This window comes from Enterobacter sp. PL_is379 (assembly GCF_055817355.1).
This window is the reverse complement of the sequence record NZ_JBVPGT010000031.1, coordinates 383,552-398,265: the sequence shown is the minus strand read 5'-3', so window position 1 is coordinate 398,265 and position 14,714 is coordinate 383,552. Positions and strand designations below refer to the sequence as shown.

The 14,714-nt window shown below is 56.4% G+C and carries 14 protein-coding genes and 2 tRNA genes; 1 reads left to right on the top strand and 15 read right to left on the bottom strand.

The genetic code is table 11. The annotated features are described in order from the left end of the window. Positions 1-5 precede the first annotated feature (5 nt). Positions 6-1,661: a 2-isopropylmalate synthase gene (gene leuA, locus AC0TOY_RS18375; RefSeq protein WP_473722308.1), complete on the top strand. Its 1,656-nt coding sequence runs from the start codon at positions 6-8 to the stop codon at positions 1,659-1,661. Here leuA and AC0TOY_RS18370 read toward each other — a convergent pair. The 15 genes from AC0TOY_RS18370 to AC0TOY_RS18300 form a co-directional block, all read right to left on the bottom strand. After that, a complete protein-coding gene (locus tag AC0TOY_RS18370; RefSeq protein ID WP_473722307.1) occupies positions 1,648-2,412 on the bottom strand; it encodes an AraC family transcriptional regulator in 765 nt (254 codons plus the stop codon). The genes leuA and AC0TOY_RS18370 overlap by 14 nt on opposite strands. A 54-nt stretch (positions 2,413-2,466) precedes the next feature. Further along, positions 2,467-2,982, bottom strand: coding sequence for an S-ribosylhomocysteine lyase (luxS, locus tag AC0TOY_RS18365; RefSeq protein ID WP_024907693.1), 516 nt, complete (start codon positions 2,980-2,982; stop codon positions 2,467-2,469). Between the two features lie 153 nt (positions 2,983-3,135). After that, the gene (gshA, locus tag AC0TOY_RS18360; RefSeq protein WP_473722305.1) at positions 3,136-4,680 is read right to left on the bottom strand and encodes a glutamate--cysteine ligase; all 1,545 of its coding nucleotides are present in this window, start codon (positions 4,678-4,680) and stop codon (positions 3,136-3,138) included. Positions 4,681-4,763: 83 nt separating this feature from the next. Continuing rightward, positions 4,764-5,192, bottom strand: a complete 429-nt coding sequence (locus AC0TOY_RS18355) for a YqaA family protein (protein WP_008499541.1) — start codon at positions 5,190-5,192, stop codon at positions 4,764-4,766. Next, positions 5,189-5,755, bottom strand: a complete 567-nt coding sequence (gene yqaB / locus AC0TOY_RS18350) for a fructose-1-phosphate/6-phosphogluconate phosphatase (RefSeq protein WP_473722304.1) — start codon at positions 5,753-5,755, stop codon at positions 5,189-5,191. The genes AC0TOY_RS18355 and yqaB overlap by 4 nt, the downstream gene beginning before the upstream one ends. Positions 5,756-6,005: 250 nt before the next feature. Beyond that, positions 6,006-6,082, bottom strand: a tRNA-Arg gene (locus AC0TOY_RS18345). Positions 6,083-6,086: 4 nt separating this feature from the next. Then, positions 6,087-6,179: transfer RNA gene (locus tag AC0TOY_RS18340), tRNA-Ser, on the bottom strand. A gap of 342 nt (positions 6,180-6,521) precedes the next feature. Then, on the bottom strand, positions 6,522-6,707 hold the full coding sequence (gene csrA, locus AC0TOY_RS18335; RefSeq protein WP_000906486.1) for a carbon storage regulator CsrA: 186 nt from the start codon (positions 6,705-6,707) through the stop codon (positions 6,522-6,524). A 241-nt stretch (positions 6,708-6,948) separates the two neighbouring features. After that, the gene (alaS, locus tag AC0TOY_RS18330) at positions 6,949-9,576 is read right to left on the bottom strand and encodes an alanine--tRNA ligase (RefSeq protein ID WP_473722302.1); all 2,628 of its coding nucleotides are present in this window, start codon (positions 9,574-9,576) and stop codon (positions 6,949-6,951) included. A 131-nt stretch (positions 9,577-9,707) separates the two neighbouring features. Next, positions 9,708-10,208 carry a recombination regulator RecX gene (recX, locus tag AC0TOY_RS18325; RefSeq protein ID WP_473702240.1) on the bottom strand — a complete coding sequence of 167 codons (501 nt, stop codon included), beginning with the start codon at positions 10,206-10,208 and terminating at the stop codon, positions 9,708-9,710. Between the two features lie 68 nt (positions 10,209-10,276). Beyond that, positions 10,277-11,335 (bottom strand): recombinase RecA, encoded by a 1,059-nt coding sequence (gene recA, locus AC0TOY_RS18320; RefSeq protein ID WP_024907698.1) that lies wholly within the window; start codon positions 11,333-11,335, stop codon positions 10,277-10,279. A gap of 89 nt (positions 11,336-11,424) precedes the next feature. Further along, positions 11,425-11,922, bottom strand: coding sequence for a nicotinamide-nucleotide amidase (gene pncC / locus AC0TOY_RS18315; RefSeq protein ID WP_024907699.1), 498 nt, complete (start codon positions 11,920-11,922; stop codon positions 11,425-11,427). A 129-nt stretch (positions 11,923-12,051) separates the two neighbouring features. Continuing rightward, complete coding sequence (locus tag AC0TOY_RS18310; protein WP_024907700.1) at positions 12,052-12,930, bottom strand: metal ABC transporter substrate-binding protein; 879 nt, start codon at positions 12,928-12,930, stop codon at positions 12,052-12,054. A 14-nt stretch (positions 12,931-12,944) separates the two neighbouring features. Further along, positions 12,945-13,805 (bottom strand): metal ABC transporter permease, encoded by an 861-nt coding sequence (locus AC0TOY_RS18305; RefSeq protein WP_473722300.1) that lies wholly within the window; start codon positions 13,803-13,805, stop codon positions 12,945-12,947. Then, positions 13,802-14,455, bottom strand: a complete 654-nt coding sequence (locus tag AC0TOY_RS18300) for a metal ABC transporter ATP-binding protein (RefSeq protein WP_048991903.1) — start codon at positions 14,453-14,455, stop codon at positions 13,802-13,804. The genes AC0TOY_RS18305 and AC0TOY_RS18300 overlap by 4 nt, the downstream gene beginning before the upstream one ends. Positions 14,456-14,714 lie beyond the last annotated feature (259 nt).

Below are 14,714 nucleotides of genomic sequence, written 5' to 3'. Positions count from 1 at the left end.
GCATCATGCTGAACACACCCGCCGACAAGTACCAACCCTATCCGACCCTTTCCCTGCCCGACCGCCGCTGGCCGGAGCAACGCATCACTCGTGCGCCGCGCTGGCTCTCAACCGACCTGCGCGACGGCAACCAGGCCCTTGCCGAGCCGATGGACAGCGCGCGCAAGCTGCAGTTCTGGGACCTGCTGCTGGGCTGCGGATTCAAAGAGATCGAGGTCGCTTTTCCTTCCGCCTCGCAGACGGATTTCAACTTTGTTCGCCAGCTGATTGAAGAGAGCCGCATCCCGGATGACGTGACGATTCAGGTGCTCACTCAGGCACGGGAAGATCTCATCCATCGCACTTTTGAATCCCTGCGCGGCGCGAAGCAGGCCACCGTCCATCTCTACAACGCCACAGCCCCGCTGTTCCGCCGCCTGGTGTTCGGCATGGAGAAAGCGCAAGTCGTCGAGCTGGCGACGCGCGCCACGCGGCTTATTCGTCAGCTGTGTGAAGAGAACCCGGACACCCGATGGCAGTATGAATACTCCCCGGAAACCTTCTGCTTTACCGAGCCAGAGTTTGCGCTGGAGATTTGTGAAGCCGTTGCGGAGATCTGGCAGCCGTGCGACGAACGGCCAATGGTGATCAACTTACCCGCCACCGTCGAAGTGAGCACGCCGAACGTCTATGCCGACCAGATCGAGTACTTCTGTCGCCACTTTAGCCGCCGCCGCGATGTCTGCATCAGCGTGCATCCGCATAATGACCGCGGTACCGGCGTCGCCTGCGCGGAGCTGGCCGTAATGGCGGGGGCTGACCGCGTGGAGGGCTGCCTGTTTGGTAACGGGGAACGTACGGGCAACGTCTGCCTGGTGACGCTGGCAATGAACCTCTACAGCCAGGGGGTTAGCCCGAATCTGGACTTTAGCGATATGAACCGGGTGGTGGAAGTGGTGGAAACCTGCAATCAGCTGCCGGTGCATCCGCGCCATCCGTGGGCAGGACGGCTGGCCTATACCGCCTTCTCCGGCTCACACCAGGACGCGATCAAAAAAGGCTTTGATGCCCGCAGGCCTGGCGATCGCTGGGAGATGCCCTACCTGCCCGTCGATCCGCAGGATATTGGCTGCACCTACGAAGCGGTGATCCGCGTGAACAGCCAGTCAGGAAAAAGCGGCAGCGCGTGGCTGATCGAACAGAACCATGGTCTGAAGTTGCCCCGCGCCCTGCAGCAGGATTTTAGCCAGCACGTGCAGCAGGAAACCGATCGTCACGGAAAAGAGATGACGCAAAATGCACTGTGGCAGCTGTTCCGCACCCGCTACGGCCTGGTGGCAACGCCGCACTATGCGCTGCAATCCTACCGCAGCGACAGCCAGCAGGACGGCCAGCTGCGTTTGACGGCCAGCGTCGTCACACAGGGAGGAACGCGCCAGCTGGAAGGTCAGGGCAACGGTCTGCTCTCCGCCGCCGCTCAGGGCTTAAGCAGCTGGGTCAACGCCCCGTTCGTGATTAAGGATTATCACGAGCATACGTTAGGTGAACGCAGCGACAGCCGCTCGGTGGCCTACATCCGCTGTCTGTTCCAGGACGGCAGCAGCCGCTGGGGCGTGGGCATTGATAGCGACGTGGCGCGCGCGTCGCTTCAGGCGCTCTTTAACGCCGTCAGTCGTTCTTAAAGTAATCGCTGGGAGAGACGCCCATCACCCGACGGAACATGGCCGTAAAGGCACTGTGGCTGCCGTACCCCAAATCCAGCGCCACGCGTAATACCGGCTGGCCCTGCGCCAGCCGCACTAAGGCTTCCAGCAGGCGCGCCCTTCTCAGCCACTCTCCGTAGCTTAATCCCGTCTGCTGCTGAAAATGGCGGTTCAGGGTGCGCTCGCTCATGTTCATCATGCTCGCAGCCTGCGCGCTGCTCCAGCTTTCACCCGGGCTTTGCCGGATTTGCAGGCACAGGCGACGTAACGCCTCACTTTCCGGCTCCGGCAGGTGAAACGGCAGCACCGGCATAGTGCGGATTTCATCGAGAATGAGCTCATAGACGCGCTCATCCCGGCTTCCGGGTGAGTACGATTCAGGTAAACCAAGGGAGACGAGGATCAGCTCGCGCAGCAGCGGCGCGATCTGCACGATCTGGCAAGTGGCCGGGAGATCGGCCCGCGCCAGCGGATCGATAAACAGCGTTCGCGCCGCCACGTTGCCGGTGATGCGAAGCGAGTGGCGGGTCCCCGCCGGCAGCCAGACGCCGCGACCGGGAGGCACAACCCAACAACCTGATGCGGTATCCACCCGTACCACGCCGCTCAGGGTGTGCAGCAGCTGCGCGCAGTCGTGCTCATGCCACGGCTCGCTGTCACCATGAGCGTAATCATGGGCGAACGGAACGAGGGAACGCTGGATAAAGGAGAAGGTTAAGGTTGTGGTCATGGGATTAAACCACCCTCACCCTACCCTCTCCCTGAGGGAGAGGGAAAAGGTGCACTAGATGTGCAGTTCCTGCAGTTTTTCTTTCGGCAGGGCCAGCTCTTCGTTGCTGTTCACGCGAACATCACGCTCGATGATGTGGCGCGCGATCTCCTGCGCTTCTTCCAGAGAGTGCATCTGATAGGTACCGCACTGGTAAACGTTCAGCTCAGGGATCTGGTTCTGCTCTTTCACCTTCAGCACGTCCTGCATCGCCGCTTTCCAGGCATCCGCGACGCGCTTCTCATCAGGCACGCCAATCAGGCTCATGTAGAAACCGGTACGGCAGCCCATCGGAGAGATATCGATGATCTCAACGCCGTTGCCGTTCAGGTGGTCACGCATGAAGCCGGCGAACAGGTGTTCCAGCGTATGAATGCCTTTCTCCGGCATCACTTCTTTGTTTGGCACGCAGAAACGCAGATCGAAGACGGTGATCGTGTCGCCGTGCGGGGTGTGCATGGTCTTCGCCACGCGGACTGCAGGTGCTTCCATACGGGTATGGTCGACAGTAAAGCTATCTAATAACGGCATACGTCACCTCCGATAGTGATTTTTTTTAAAATAAACTGAACTCTTCTACAGAATGCGCGTCTGAGTATATGAAAGACGCGCATTTGTTATCATCATCCCTGAATTCAGAGATGTATATTTTGGCCACAGCGATGTGGCCTTTTTCTTTTCTGCTTAAGCCTGCTTCGCCAGAAACGCCTCAAACGACTCGGTATCCGCCGCTTCAACCTCTTTCTGACGCACAACGGACGCATCGCGTTCCGCTACAAAATCTGCTTCGCTCAGGATTTCTAACGGCTCCTGGATCAGCATCTCACGGTACTCCGCCGAGAGTGAACGCCCCGTACCACCGATGCCCTGATCAATCATAGAACGCAGAATGCGTGCTGAGAACGTCAGTTCCGGATTATCAAAACATTCCACCAGCTGGTCGCAAATCTGTTGATACGCGTCCCCGCCGTCGATGCTGTCCATCGTCCGGGCAACACGCTTCAGATCGCGGAACAGATCTTTGCCGACTTTCGTCAACGGGAACTGTGCCGCTTCGCAGCCGATACCCAGCGTCAGACCCGGTTTACGCCCTTCCAGAATCACGCGGTTCCAGTTTGTACGGGTACAGAGCAGTTCGTCTGAACTCATTTCCGGCGCATCCGCCAGCACGCACCAGACCATAAACAGATCCAGGAAGCGAATCTGCTGTTCATCAACGCCAATCGGTGAGAACGGGTTGATATCCAGCGAGCGCACTTCAATGTATTCAATCCCGCCGCGCTGCAGCGCATCCGATGGGGTTTCGCCGCTGCGCGTCACGCGCTTAGGACGAATAGGCGCATACAGCTCGTTTTCAATCTGCAGCACATTGCTGTTGATTTGCAGGCGCTTGCCGTCTTTTTCGAGGCCGATTTTCTCGTACTCTTCCGACGGGGTTTTGATCGCCCGCTTCAATCCTGCCACATATTCGTGCAATTCGTTAAACGTAATACCGAGATTGCTTTGCGATTTATTGGTATAACCGAGATCGCTCAGGCGCAGAGAGGTGGCGTACGGGAGATAGTACATTCCGCAGTCGGTCTTCTCGAACGGCAGCGTGGTCGGTTTCCCCTGCAGGAACGAAGAACAGATCGCCGGGGAGGCACCAAACAGATACGGGATCACCCAGCCGAAACGGTAGTAGTTGCGGATCAGGCGGAAGTAGCCTTCAGAGATCGCGTCTTTATCCGTTTCACCACATTTCGCTTCCCAGAAAGCCATCGGCAACGAGAAGTTGTAGTGCACGCCAGAGATGGTCTGCATCAACGCGCCGTAGCGGTTTTTCAGCCCCTCACGGTAGAGCGTTTTCAGCCGACCAATATTTGACGTGCCATACTGCGCCAGCTCAATCTCCTGCCCCTGCTCGATATAGCACGGCATGCTGAGGGGCCACATACGTTCGTCGCCCATGTTGCGCGCGGTGTAGCGATGGATATCGCGCATGATCGTCAGCATATGATCAATATCACCCTCTACTGGGGTGATGAACTCCAGCAGCGCTTCAGCGAAATCGGTTGTGATCCATTTATGTGTCAGCGCCGAGCCTAACGCCTTCGGGTGACCCGTCGTCGCTAAACTGCCGTCCGCGTTAACGCGCAGCGTTTCACGCTCAAGACCACGCTGAATACCCTTCAATACCTGAGGGTGGTTTTCCAGCCAGGCCAGCGCCTGAGATACGTCCGGGATCAAATTGACCTCCCGCCTGTCAAAGTAATGTTACTCAGCATAATTGTAATGGTTGACGATTGAAGGTCGCGTATTCATTCCACCAATTAGTGCCACCACGTCATACCCTGTAGTGTTGCCCACGCCACGAGAACATAGCGCAACGCCTTGCCAAGGCACAAAAAAAAGAGCACCGGTCCCCAGGAGATGCGCATCCATCCCGCCAGCAGACACAGTAAATCGCCTATTACAGGCATCCAGCTTAATAACAGCGTGGCAGCGCCATAGCGTTTTAGCCAGCCGACTGCCTTTTCCTGCCAGCGCGATTTTTCGCGCAGCGGAAAGAAACGCCCAAGAATAACGTTAGTCAGCCCTCCAAGGCTATTACCCATTGTTGCTATTAATACAAGCAGCCAGGGCTGACTCACGCCGGACAACAGCATCGCCACCAGCACCACTTCCGAATTGCCCGGTAACAGCGTGGCGCTTAAAAAACTGCTGGCGAATAATGAGGCGAGTGACAGTGCGTCACTCACAGTAAGCGCACATCCACCGCATCCATTCCGGCATCACGCGCGGCCTGGATACCAAAATCGGCATCTTCAAACACAACACATTTTGCCGCAGGGACGCCCATTAATTCTGCGCAGAGCAGGAAGGTGTCCGGTGCGGGCTTGTGATGTTTAACATGATCGGCGGCGACCACGGCAGAAAAATAGTGGCGCAGGCCAAGATGGTTGAGTAATGCCTCTGCAATCGCGCTTTCGCTGCCCGTTCCTACCGACATCGGGCGACGCCCGTGCCACTCTTTTACCACATCAATCAGCGGCAAAGGACGTACGGTATCTAAGAGCATGGCTTTTACCGCATCGGTTTTTTCGCGTGCGAGCAGGTGCGGGTCGAGATCGGCCTGATTCAGTTCAATCACGGCCTGTGCAATACGCCAGGTTGGGGAGCCATTGAGGGCGATCATCGCCTGAAGGTCGAAACGCATACCGTAGCGGCCCAGGACGTCGGTCCAGGCTTGACGATGCGTGAGTTCGGTATCCAGAAGGGTACCATCCATATCGAAGATCAAACCGTCATACTGTGCGTACATCGTGCTCTCACTAACCGATTAACAAAGCATTACTTTATCGTAAATGGTGGTTTTTGTCGCTGACAGAGAGTGTGATTGCTGACGGAACGTCGAAGGAATAAACAAAGAAGGAGAAGATGGTGCATCCGGGAGGATTACTCGGCTTACGCCTCGCCCTGCGGGCCGTTGCTAAAGCAACGTTATCCTCCCTGGTGCTTGCGATTAACTCGCAGACCTTAAAACAACAGCATCGCTGTTATCCAAAAGAATATGGTGCATCCGGGAGGATTCGAACCTCCGACCGCTCGGTTCGTAGCCGAGTACTCTATCCAGCTGAGCTACGGATGCAAAATGGCGGTGAGGCGGGGATTCGAACCCCGGATGCAGCTTTTGACCGCATACTCCCTTAGCAGGGGAGCGCCTTCAGCCTCTCGGCCACCTCACCACACAACGCCTCTTTCGAGTGCTTCGAGTTACTCGTTAAGAGCTTCTCGTCGCTGCGTGGCGCATATATTACTTTCTGGGACTTATAAGTCAAACAATTTTCCAAAAGCTTTTATCGTTTGCACAAATCACACGCAATTCGCATGTAAAAGCCGCAAAGAGGGTGTTTTATAAGCGGATTTTGCAGGCATCTTCACAGAAAACCTATGCAGAAATGGCGGCGTAAGAGCGAGTTTAGGGTAACGGAGTGGTTAAAAAGAGAGCGTTTGAAATTAAACGGTAACGTTGAGCAGGAAAAATGACAGGAGGGTTGCGTCTCGCCCGACAGCGAGACGCGACAATATCAGTAACTGGACTGCTGGGATTTTTCAGCCTGGATACGCTGGTAGATCTCTTCACGGTGGACAGATACTTCTTTAGGAGCGTTAACACCAATACGTACCTGGTTACCCTTTACCCCTAAAACTGTCACGGTGACCTCATCCCCAATCATGAGGGTCTCACCAACTCGACGAGTCAGAATCAGCATTCTTTGCTCCTTGAAAGATTAAAAGAGTCGGGTCTCTTGTATCCCGGCATTATCCATCATATAACGCCAAAAAGTAAGCGATGACAAACACGTAAAGTGTAAGCAGTCACGGCATCACATTCTGTTAAACGTAAGTTTAGCCGATATACACAAACTCAACCTGACTTTATCGTTATCGATAGCACAGTGAACAAGACGCCATAACGTTACCGCTATGGCGTCTGCTTGTGCTTTGTAGTTATTACAGTTTCGCGCTTACCCAGCTTTCAACGCTGGCTAATGCCGCAGGAAGTGCCGCCGCATCCGTACCACCGGCTTGCGCCATGTCCGGACGACCGCCACCCTTGCCGCCCACCTGCTGAGCGACCATACCAATCAGTTCCCCTGCTTTGACGCGGTCGGTCACATCCTTAGAGACGCCCGCAATCAGAGAAACCTTACCTTCTGCCACTGTCGCCAGCACGATAACGGTAGAACCAAGCTGGTTCTTGAGATCGTCGACCATAGTACGCAGCATCTTAGGCTCAACGCCCGCCAGATCGCTGACCAGCAGTTTGACGCCCTTAATGTCTACAGCCTTGCTGGAGAGGTTTGCACTCTCCTGCGCCGCAGCCTGCTCTTTCAGCTGCTGCAGCTCTTTTTCCAGCTGACGCGTGCGATCCAGCGCAACGCGCACTTTCTCGCCCAGGTTCTGGCTATCGCCTTTCAGCAGCTGCGCGATGTCGTGCAGCTGATCGCTCTGCGCATGCAGGCTGGCAATCGCACCTTCACCGGTCACCGCTTCAATACGACGCACACCTGCCGCCGTACCCGACTCGGAAACAATGCGGAACAGGCCGATATCACCGGTGCGCGAGGCGTGCGTACCGCCGCACAGCTCGGTAGAGAAGTCGCCCATGCTCAGCACGCGAACGCGCTCGTCGTATTTCTCACCAAACAGCGCCATCGCACCTTTTTTCTTCGCGTCCTCGAGATCCATGATATGGGTCTCGATTGGCAGGTTGCGACGGATCTGCGCGTTCACCAGATCTTCCACCGCGCGGATTTCAGACGGTTTCATCGCTTCAAAATGCGAGAAGTCGAAACGCAGCACTTTGTCGTTAACCAGAGAACCTTTCTGTGCAACGTGAGTACCGAGTACGTCGCGCAGGGCAGCGTGCATCAGGTGGGTTGCAGAGTGGTTCAGACGAATGCGCGCGCGGCGAGCTTCATCCACGTTAGCCTGGACGCCCTCGCCCACTTTCAGAGAACCGGAAACCAGTTTGCCCTGGTGACCAATCGCCTGACCGTATTTCTGGGTGTCGCTGACGCTGAAGCTGAAACCATTACCTTTCAGTTCGCCTTTATCGCCAACCTGACCGCCGGATTCCGCATAGAAAGGCGTTTTGTCCAGAATGACCACCGCATCCTGACCCGCGCTGATGCTCTCTACGGCTTTACCGTCAACAAACAGGGCGGTCACTTTGCCGGTCAGTTCCAGCGCCTCATAACCTTTGAATTCTGACGCGCTATCAACGCGGATCATCGCGTTGTAGTCCGCACCAAAACCGCTGGATTCACGCGCACGACGGCGCTGCTCTTCCATCGCGGCTTCGAAGCCCGCTTCGTCAACTTTGATGTTGCGCTCGCGGCAAACGTCCGCCGTCAGGTCAACCGGGAAGCCGTAGGTGTCGTACAGGCGGAAAGCGGTTTCGCCATCCAGCGTGTCGCCCTTAAGTTTCGCCAGCTCTTCGTCCAGCAGCGCCAGACCGCGCTCCAGCGTACGCGCAAACTGCTCTTCTTCGGTTTTCAGAACCTGCTCTACCTGCGCCTGCTGGCGTTTCAGCTCATCACCGGCAGCACCCATCACGCCAATCAGTGGCCCAACGAGTTTATAGAAGAAGGTGTCCTTCGCGCCCAGCATGTTGCCGTGACGGATGGCACGACGAATGATACGACGCAGCACGTAGCCACGGTTTTCATTCGACGGGATAACGCCGTCGGCAATCAGGAACGCGCAGGAACGAATGTGGTCTGCGATAACGCGCAGCGATTTGTTGTTCAGATCGGTCGCACCGGTCACTTCGGCAACGGCTTTGATCAGGATGCTGAACAGGTCAATCTCGTAGTTGGAGTTAACGTGCTGCAGAACCGCAGCAATACGCTCCAGACCCATACCGGTATCAACGGAAGGTTTCGGCAGCGGCTCCATCGTACCGTCGGCCTGACGGTTAAACTGCATGAAGACGATGTTCCAGATCTCAATGTAGCGATCGCCGTCTTCTTCCGGGCTGCCTGGAGGGCCGCCCCAGATATGGTCGCCGTGATCGTAGAAGATCTCGGTGCACGGGCCGCAAGGACCGGTATCACCCATCTGCCAGAAGTTGTCAGACGCGTATGGCGCGCCTTTGTTATCACCGATGCGAATAATACGCTCGCGCGGGATCCCGACTTCTTTTTCCCAGATTTCGTAGGCTTCGTCATCGGTTTCATAGACGGTAACCCACAGACGCTCTTTCGGCAGGTTGAACCAGTTTTCACCGGTCAGCAGTTCCCACGCATATTGAATGGCATCGTGTTTGAAGTAGTCGCCGAAGCTGAAGTTACCCAGCATTTCGAAGAAAGTGTGGTGACGCGCGGTGTAACCGACGTTTTCCAGGTCGTTGTGTTTACCGCCCGCACGCACGCAACGCTGTGAGGTTGTGGCGCGGGAATAATTACGCTTGTCGAGACCAAGGAACACATCCTTGAACTGGTTCATCCCGGCGTTGGTAAACAGCAGAGTCGGATCGTTGTTCGGTACCAGGGAGCTGCTGGCAACAACCTGGTGTCCCTTACTATGGAAAAAATCGAGAAACGCCTGACGGATCTCAGCGGTGCTCTTGCTCATAATTATCCTGAAATCAAGCTAACGAAATGTCGTAGCCAGCCTGTATCGGTAAACCGTTGGACAGACCAGCTACTGGAAAAAGTGGGAATAAGATAAGTTTTCTTTAGTGGGAAGTAAAATCCCGCATGCGTTCAATCGGCAAAATTACGCCAGATATCCTGAATATCTTCCATCAGAAAGCCGCGGTAGAGCAAAAAGCGCTGGATTTTGACTTTTTCTGAAAATTCACGCGGCAGCGGTTCGCCGTACTTACGAATGGCCTGCTCTTTTGCCAGCTCGCACCAGTCAACGTCGCATTCGCGCATCGCTTTTTCGATGGACTCCCGGGCTACCCCTTTCTGGTTTAGCTCCTGCCGGATGCGCGCGGGCCCGTATCCCTTGCGGCCACGGCTGGCGAGAAACCGCGAGGCAAAACGCTCGTCATCAAGATAGCGATGCTCATAGCACCATGCGATGACGCGGTCATAATCTTCCGCGGTGGCATCAATCTCTTCCGGGCCGTTTTTACTCATCACCGGTGCCGACAGTTTTCGCCGCAGCTCCTGTTCACTGTGGTCACGAACGGCCAGGATGCGCACCGCGCGATCCAGTAGGCGTGCATACGCGGGTCGACGTGTTGTCGGTTCACTCATAAAAAACCTGCTGATTCAGAAATGCAAAAAGGGCCGCATCAGCAGCCCTTCATTGTTAAACGAAAGAATTAAAAGTCTTCGTTAGTTTCTTCAGCATCCGCGCTATCAACCGCGAAATCTGGCGTGGAGTCCTGGTTGTTCAGCAGAAGCTCACGTACCTTCTTCTCGATCTCTTTCGCCGCAGCCGGGTTCTCTTTCAGCCAGGAGATGGCATTCGCTTTACCCTGACCAATCTTGTCACCGTTGTAGCTGTACCAGGCGCCCGCTTTTTCAATCAGCTTCTCTTTCACGCCCAGGTCAACCAGCTCACCGAAGAAGTTAATACCTTCGCCGTAGAGGATCTGGAACTCGGCCTGCTTGAACGGCGCAGCGATTTTGTTCTTCACAACCTTCACGCGGGTTTCGCTACCCACCACGTTCTCGCCCTCTTTCACCGCGCCGATACGACGGATATCCAGACGGACAGAGGCGTAGAATTTCAGTGCGTTACCCCCGGTCGTGGTTTCCGGGTTACCGAACATCACACCAATTTTCATACGGATCTGGTTGATGAAGATCAGCAGCGTGTTGGACTGCTTCAGGTTACCGGCCAGCTTACGCATCGCCTGGCTCATCATACGTGCCGCGAGACCCATGTGAGAGTCGCCGATTTCACCTTCGATTTCGGCTTTTGGCGTCAGTGCGGCAACGGAGTCGACCACGATAACGTCAACGGCACCAGAACGCGCCAGCGCGTCACAAATTTCCAGCGCCTGCTCACCGGTGTCCGGCTGAGAACACAGCAGGTTGTCGATATCTACACCCAGTTTGCGGGCATAAACAGGGTCCAGCGCGTGCTCGGCATCGATAAACGCACAGGTTTTACCTTCGCGCTGTGCCGCGGCAATCACCTGCAGCGTCAGGGTGGTTTTACCGGAGGACTCTGGCCCGTAGATTTCTACGATACGGCCCATAGGCAGACCGCCAGCGCCCAGCGCGATATCCAGAGAAAGCGAACCGGTGGAGATGGTTTCCACATCCATGGAACGGTCTTCACCCAGGCGCATGATGGAGCCTTTACCGAATTGCTTTTCGATCTGGCCCAGTGCTGCCGCCAACGCTTTCTGTTTGTTTTCGTCGATAGCCATTATTACTCCTGTCATGCCGGGAGAAGCGACTGTGCTTCACCGTGGATTTCTGTTCTGTTGGTGCAATTATACTGTATGGTCATACAGTATCAAGTGTTTTGTAGAAATTGTTGCCAGAGCGTTTTTAACGCATAAACGGTTGCCTGACGACGCACGCTTTCGCGATCGCCGCTGAAGCACTCCCGACGGGTGATCCCTTCCCCTTTGGACGTGGCGAACCCAAACCAGACGGTGCCAACAGGCTTCACGTCGCTGCCGCCGTCCGGGCCCGCAATGCCGCTAATGGAAATCGCGTAATCTGCACGCGCCGCTTTGAGCGCACCAATGGCCATCTCGATCACTACCGGTTCGCTGACCGCGCCGTGCTGTTCCAGTGTGGATTCGCGCACGCCAATCATCTGTGCTTTAGCTTCGTTACTGTAGGTCACAAAACCGCGTTCAAACCAGGCGGAACTGCCGGCAATATCGGTAATCGCTTTCGCCACCCAGCCGCCGGTGCAGGACTCCGCAGTGGTGATTGTCGCGCCACGCTGCTTCAGCGCAAGGCCCACTATCTCGCTAAGCTGCATCAATTCATGATCAGTCATTCTCGCTCCAGGCATCAGAAAAACGTGCTGCACAAGATAGCACTTTCTCGTCAGATGTGGGGATGCACTTCAGGTTTTACGAGGGGGCTTCAGAAAAAAGCCGGTACGGACGCACCGGCGGTGGAAAGGTTATTTCATGCTGTCAGCGAGAGTGTTCACATTGTGGCGAAACGCCTTAACGTAGGTGTCTGCCACCCCGCCTTTTGCCGACAACGCTTCCGGATAAAGTTCGCCCCCAGGCTGCGCGCCCGTCGCCGACGCAATCTGTTTAACCAGACGCGGATCGAGCTGATTTTCCATAAACCAGGTTTTTACGCCGTCGGCTTTGATCTGATTGATAATCTCAGCCACCTGCGCCGCGCTGGCTTCGCTCTCAGACGACAGCCCCTGCGGCGCCATAAACGTCACGCCGTAGGCGCGGCTGAAATAGCCGAACGCATCATGGCTGGTCAGGACCTTGCGCTTATCCTTCGGGATCGCGCTAAAACGCGTTTTAGCCCAGCTATCCAGCTGGTTAAGCTGCGTGATATAGGGTTTACCGGAGGCTTCCAGCGCGGTTTTGTCCTGCGGATCGGCTTTCACCAGCCCGTTCAGAATATTTTGCGCATACAGCGCCCCGTTCGCCGCGCTGTTCCACGCGTGCGGATCGGTCACGGTCTTTCCATCTTCCTCAAGCGTGTGGGTTTTCACCCCGGTTGAGGCGACGACCAGCTGTCCTTTGAACCCGGAGGCTTTCACCAGACGGTCAAGCCAGCCCTCCAGCCCCAGGCCGTTCACTACCACCACATCGGCCTTGCTCAGCGCCGCGCTGTCTTTCGGCGACGGTTCGAAGGTATGCGGATCGCCGTCCGGCCCGACCAGCGTCGTCACCTTCACATGGTCACCGCCCACCTCCTGGGTGATGTCCCCCAGTATCGAAAAGCTGGTGACCACATTCAGCGTTTTCGCCATCACGCCGTGCGACATCATCCCCAGCGCGAGTGCCACTACTAATCCTGTACGTTTCATCGTTTCCCCTTGCGTTAAAAATACGCCCGCAGACTGCCAGCGAGCCTGCTTCGCGTACCCAATAAAATGGAAATAAAGAACAGCGCGCTGGCGGTGAGCACAATGGATGGCCCGGCCGGTAGACTCATCGCCCAGGAAAGGCTCAGCCCCAGCCATGCGCAGAAAATACCGCTGATACCCGCCATCAGGAGTAACGCCGGTAGCGTGCGTACCCAGCATCGTGCCGCCACGGCCGGCAGCATCATCAGCCCGACGGCCATCAGCGTGCCGAGCACCTGAAAACCGGCCACCAGGTTAAGGACCAGCAGCGCCAGAAACAGTCCGTGCAGCAGGCCGGGCAGACAGCGGGCGTTCACCTGTAGCCAGGCGGTGTCAAACGCTTCGGTAACCAGTCCGCGATAAAACATTGCCAGCACGATAAGGGTGAACATACACACGCCCGTGACAAACAGCGCGGCGTCGTTGTCCACGGCGAGGATGGAGCCAAACAGCAGATGCAGCAGATCGACATTCGACCCGCGAAGCGACACCAGCGTGACCCCCAGCGCCAGTGAGCCAAGATAAAACCCGGCAAAGCTGGCATCTTCTTTCAGCGGCGTGCGGCGACTGACCAGGCCGGCCAGCAGCGCCACGGTAATTCCCGCGATAAAACCGCCGATACTCATCGCCAGCAGCGACATGCCGCTGAGCAAATAGCCCACGGCAACACCCGGTAAAATGGCGTGAGAAAGAGCATCGCCCATCAGGCTCATCCGGCGCAGCTGAAGAAACACGCCAAGCGCGGTAGTGCTGACGGAGAGCGCCAGGCAAACCACCAGCGCGCGACGCATAAAGCCGTACTCAATAAACGGCTGAAAAAAGAGATGCCAGATCATGCCACCCTCACCCGCTCGGTTTTCCACTGGGGAACGTCAGCATCCAGCCGCAACGTCTGCGGGAAATGGCGCGACACGCGCTCGCTGTCGTGCAGTACCGCGAGCAGCGTTTGCCCCTGCATATACATCTCCAGCATCACATCCATCAGCACGTTGCAGGTGGCCTCATCGACCCCGGTAAAGGGTTCATCCAGCATCACCAGCGGCGCCTGCTGCACCAGGACGCGAGCAAACAGCATGCGCTGGAACTGGCCGCCGGAGAGCTCATCGATGGTGGATAACGCCATGGATGCCAGCCCAACGCGCTCAAGCGCACTGGCAATGCGCAGCCGCGTTTCGCGACGAAACCCGGAGAAAAGCGAAATGCCCGGCCAGCAGCCCATGCTTACGACGTCCTGCACGGTCAGCGGAAACTGCGCCTCCAGCGCGTGACGCTGTGCCAGCCAGCCGATTACCGGACGCTTACCCTGCCAGCGGAAGCCACCGCTGACGGGCGGGATAAATCCCGCCAGCGTTTTCAGCAGCGTGGATTTCCCGCAGCCGTTAGCGCCGATAATGGCGGTCATGCTTCCGCGCTCAATCGTGCCCGAGAGGGGTCGCGTAACGGGCAGGCGTTCATAACCCGCGACCAGTTCATTCATCACGATCATGGCAATGCCACCGCCCAGCGCACGGCCAGCCCGATAAAGACAACAAGCACCAGCGCCAGCAAAAGCCGGACCAGAGCAGACAGAGAAAAAAGGGACGTTGACATGTCGACACCGCATTAAATGTTATAACATAACAATAATAAAAGACGGTTAAGATGTAAATGGAGGGTTTAAAAGGGAGTGTGGCGAAATGTTTCTGCAAAACTTCCCTCTCCCGTGGGAGAGGGTCAGGGTGAGGGGCATCAGGCCGCACCGTGCG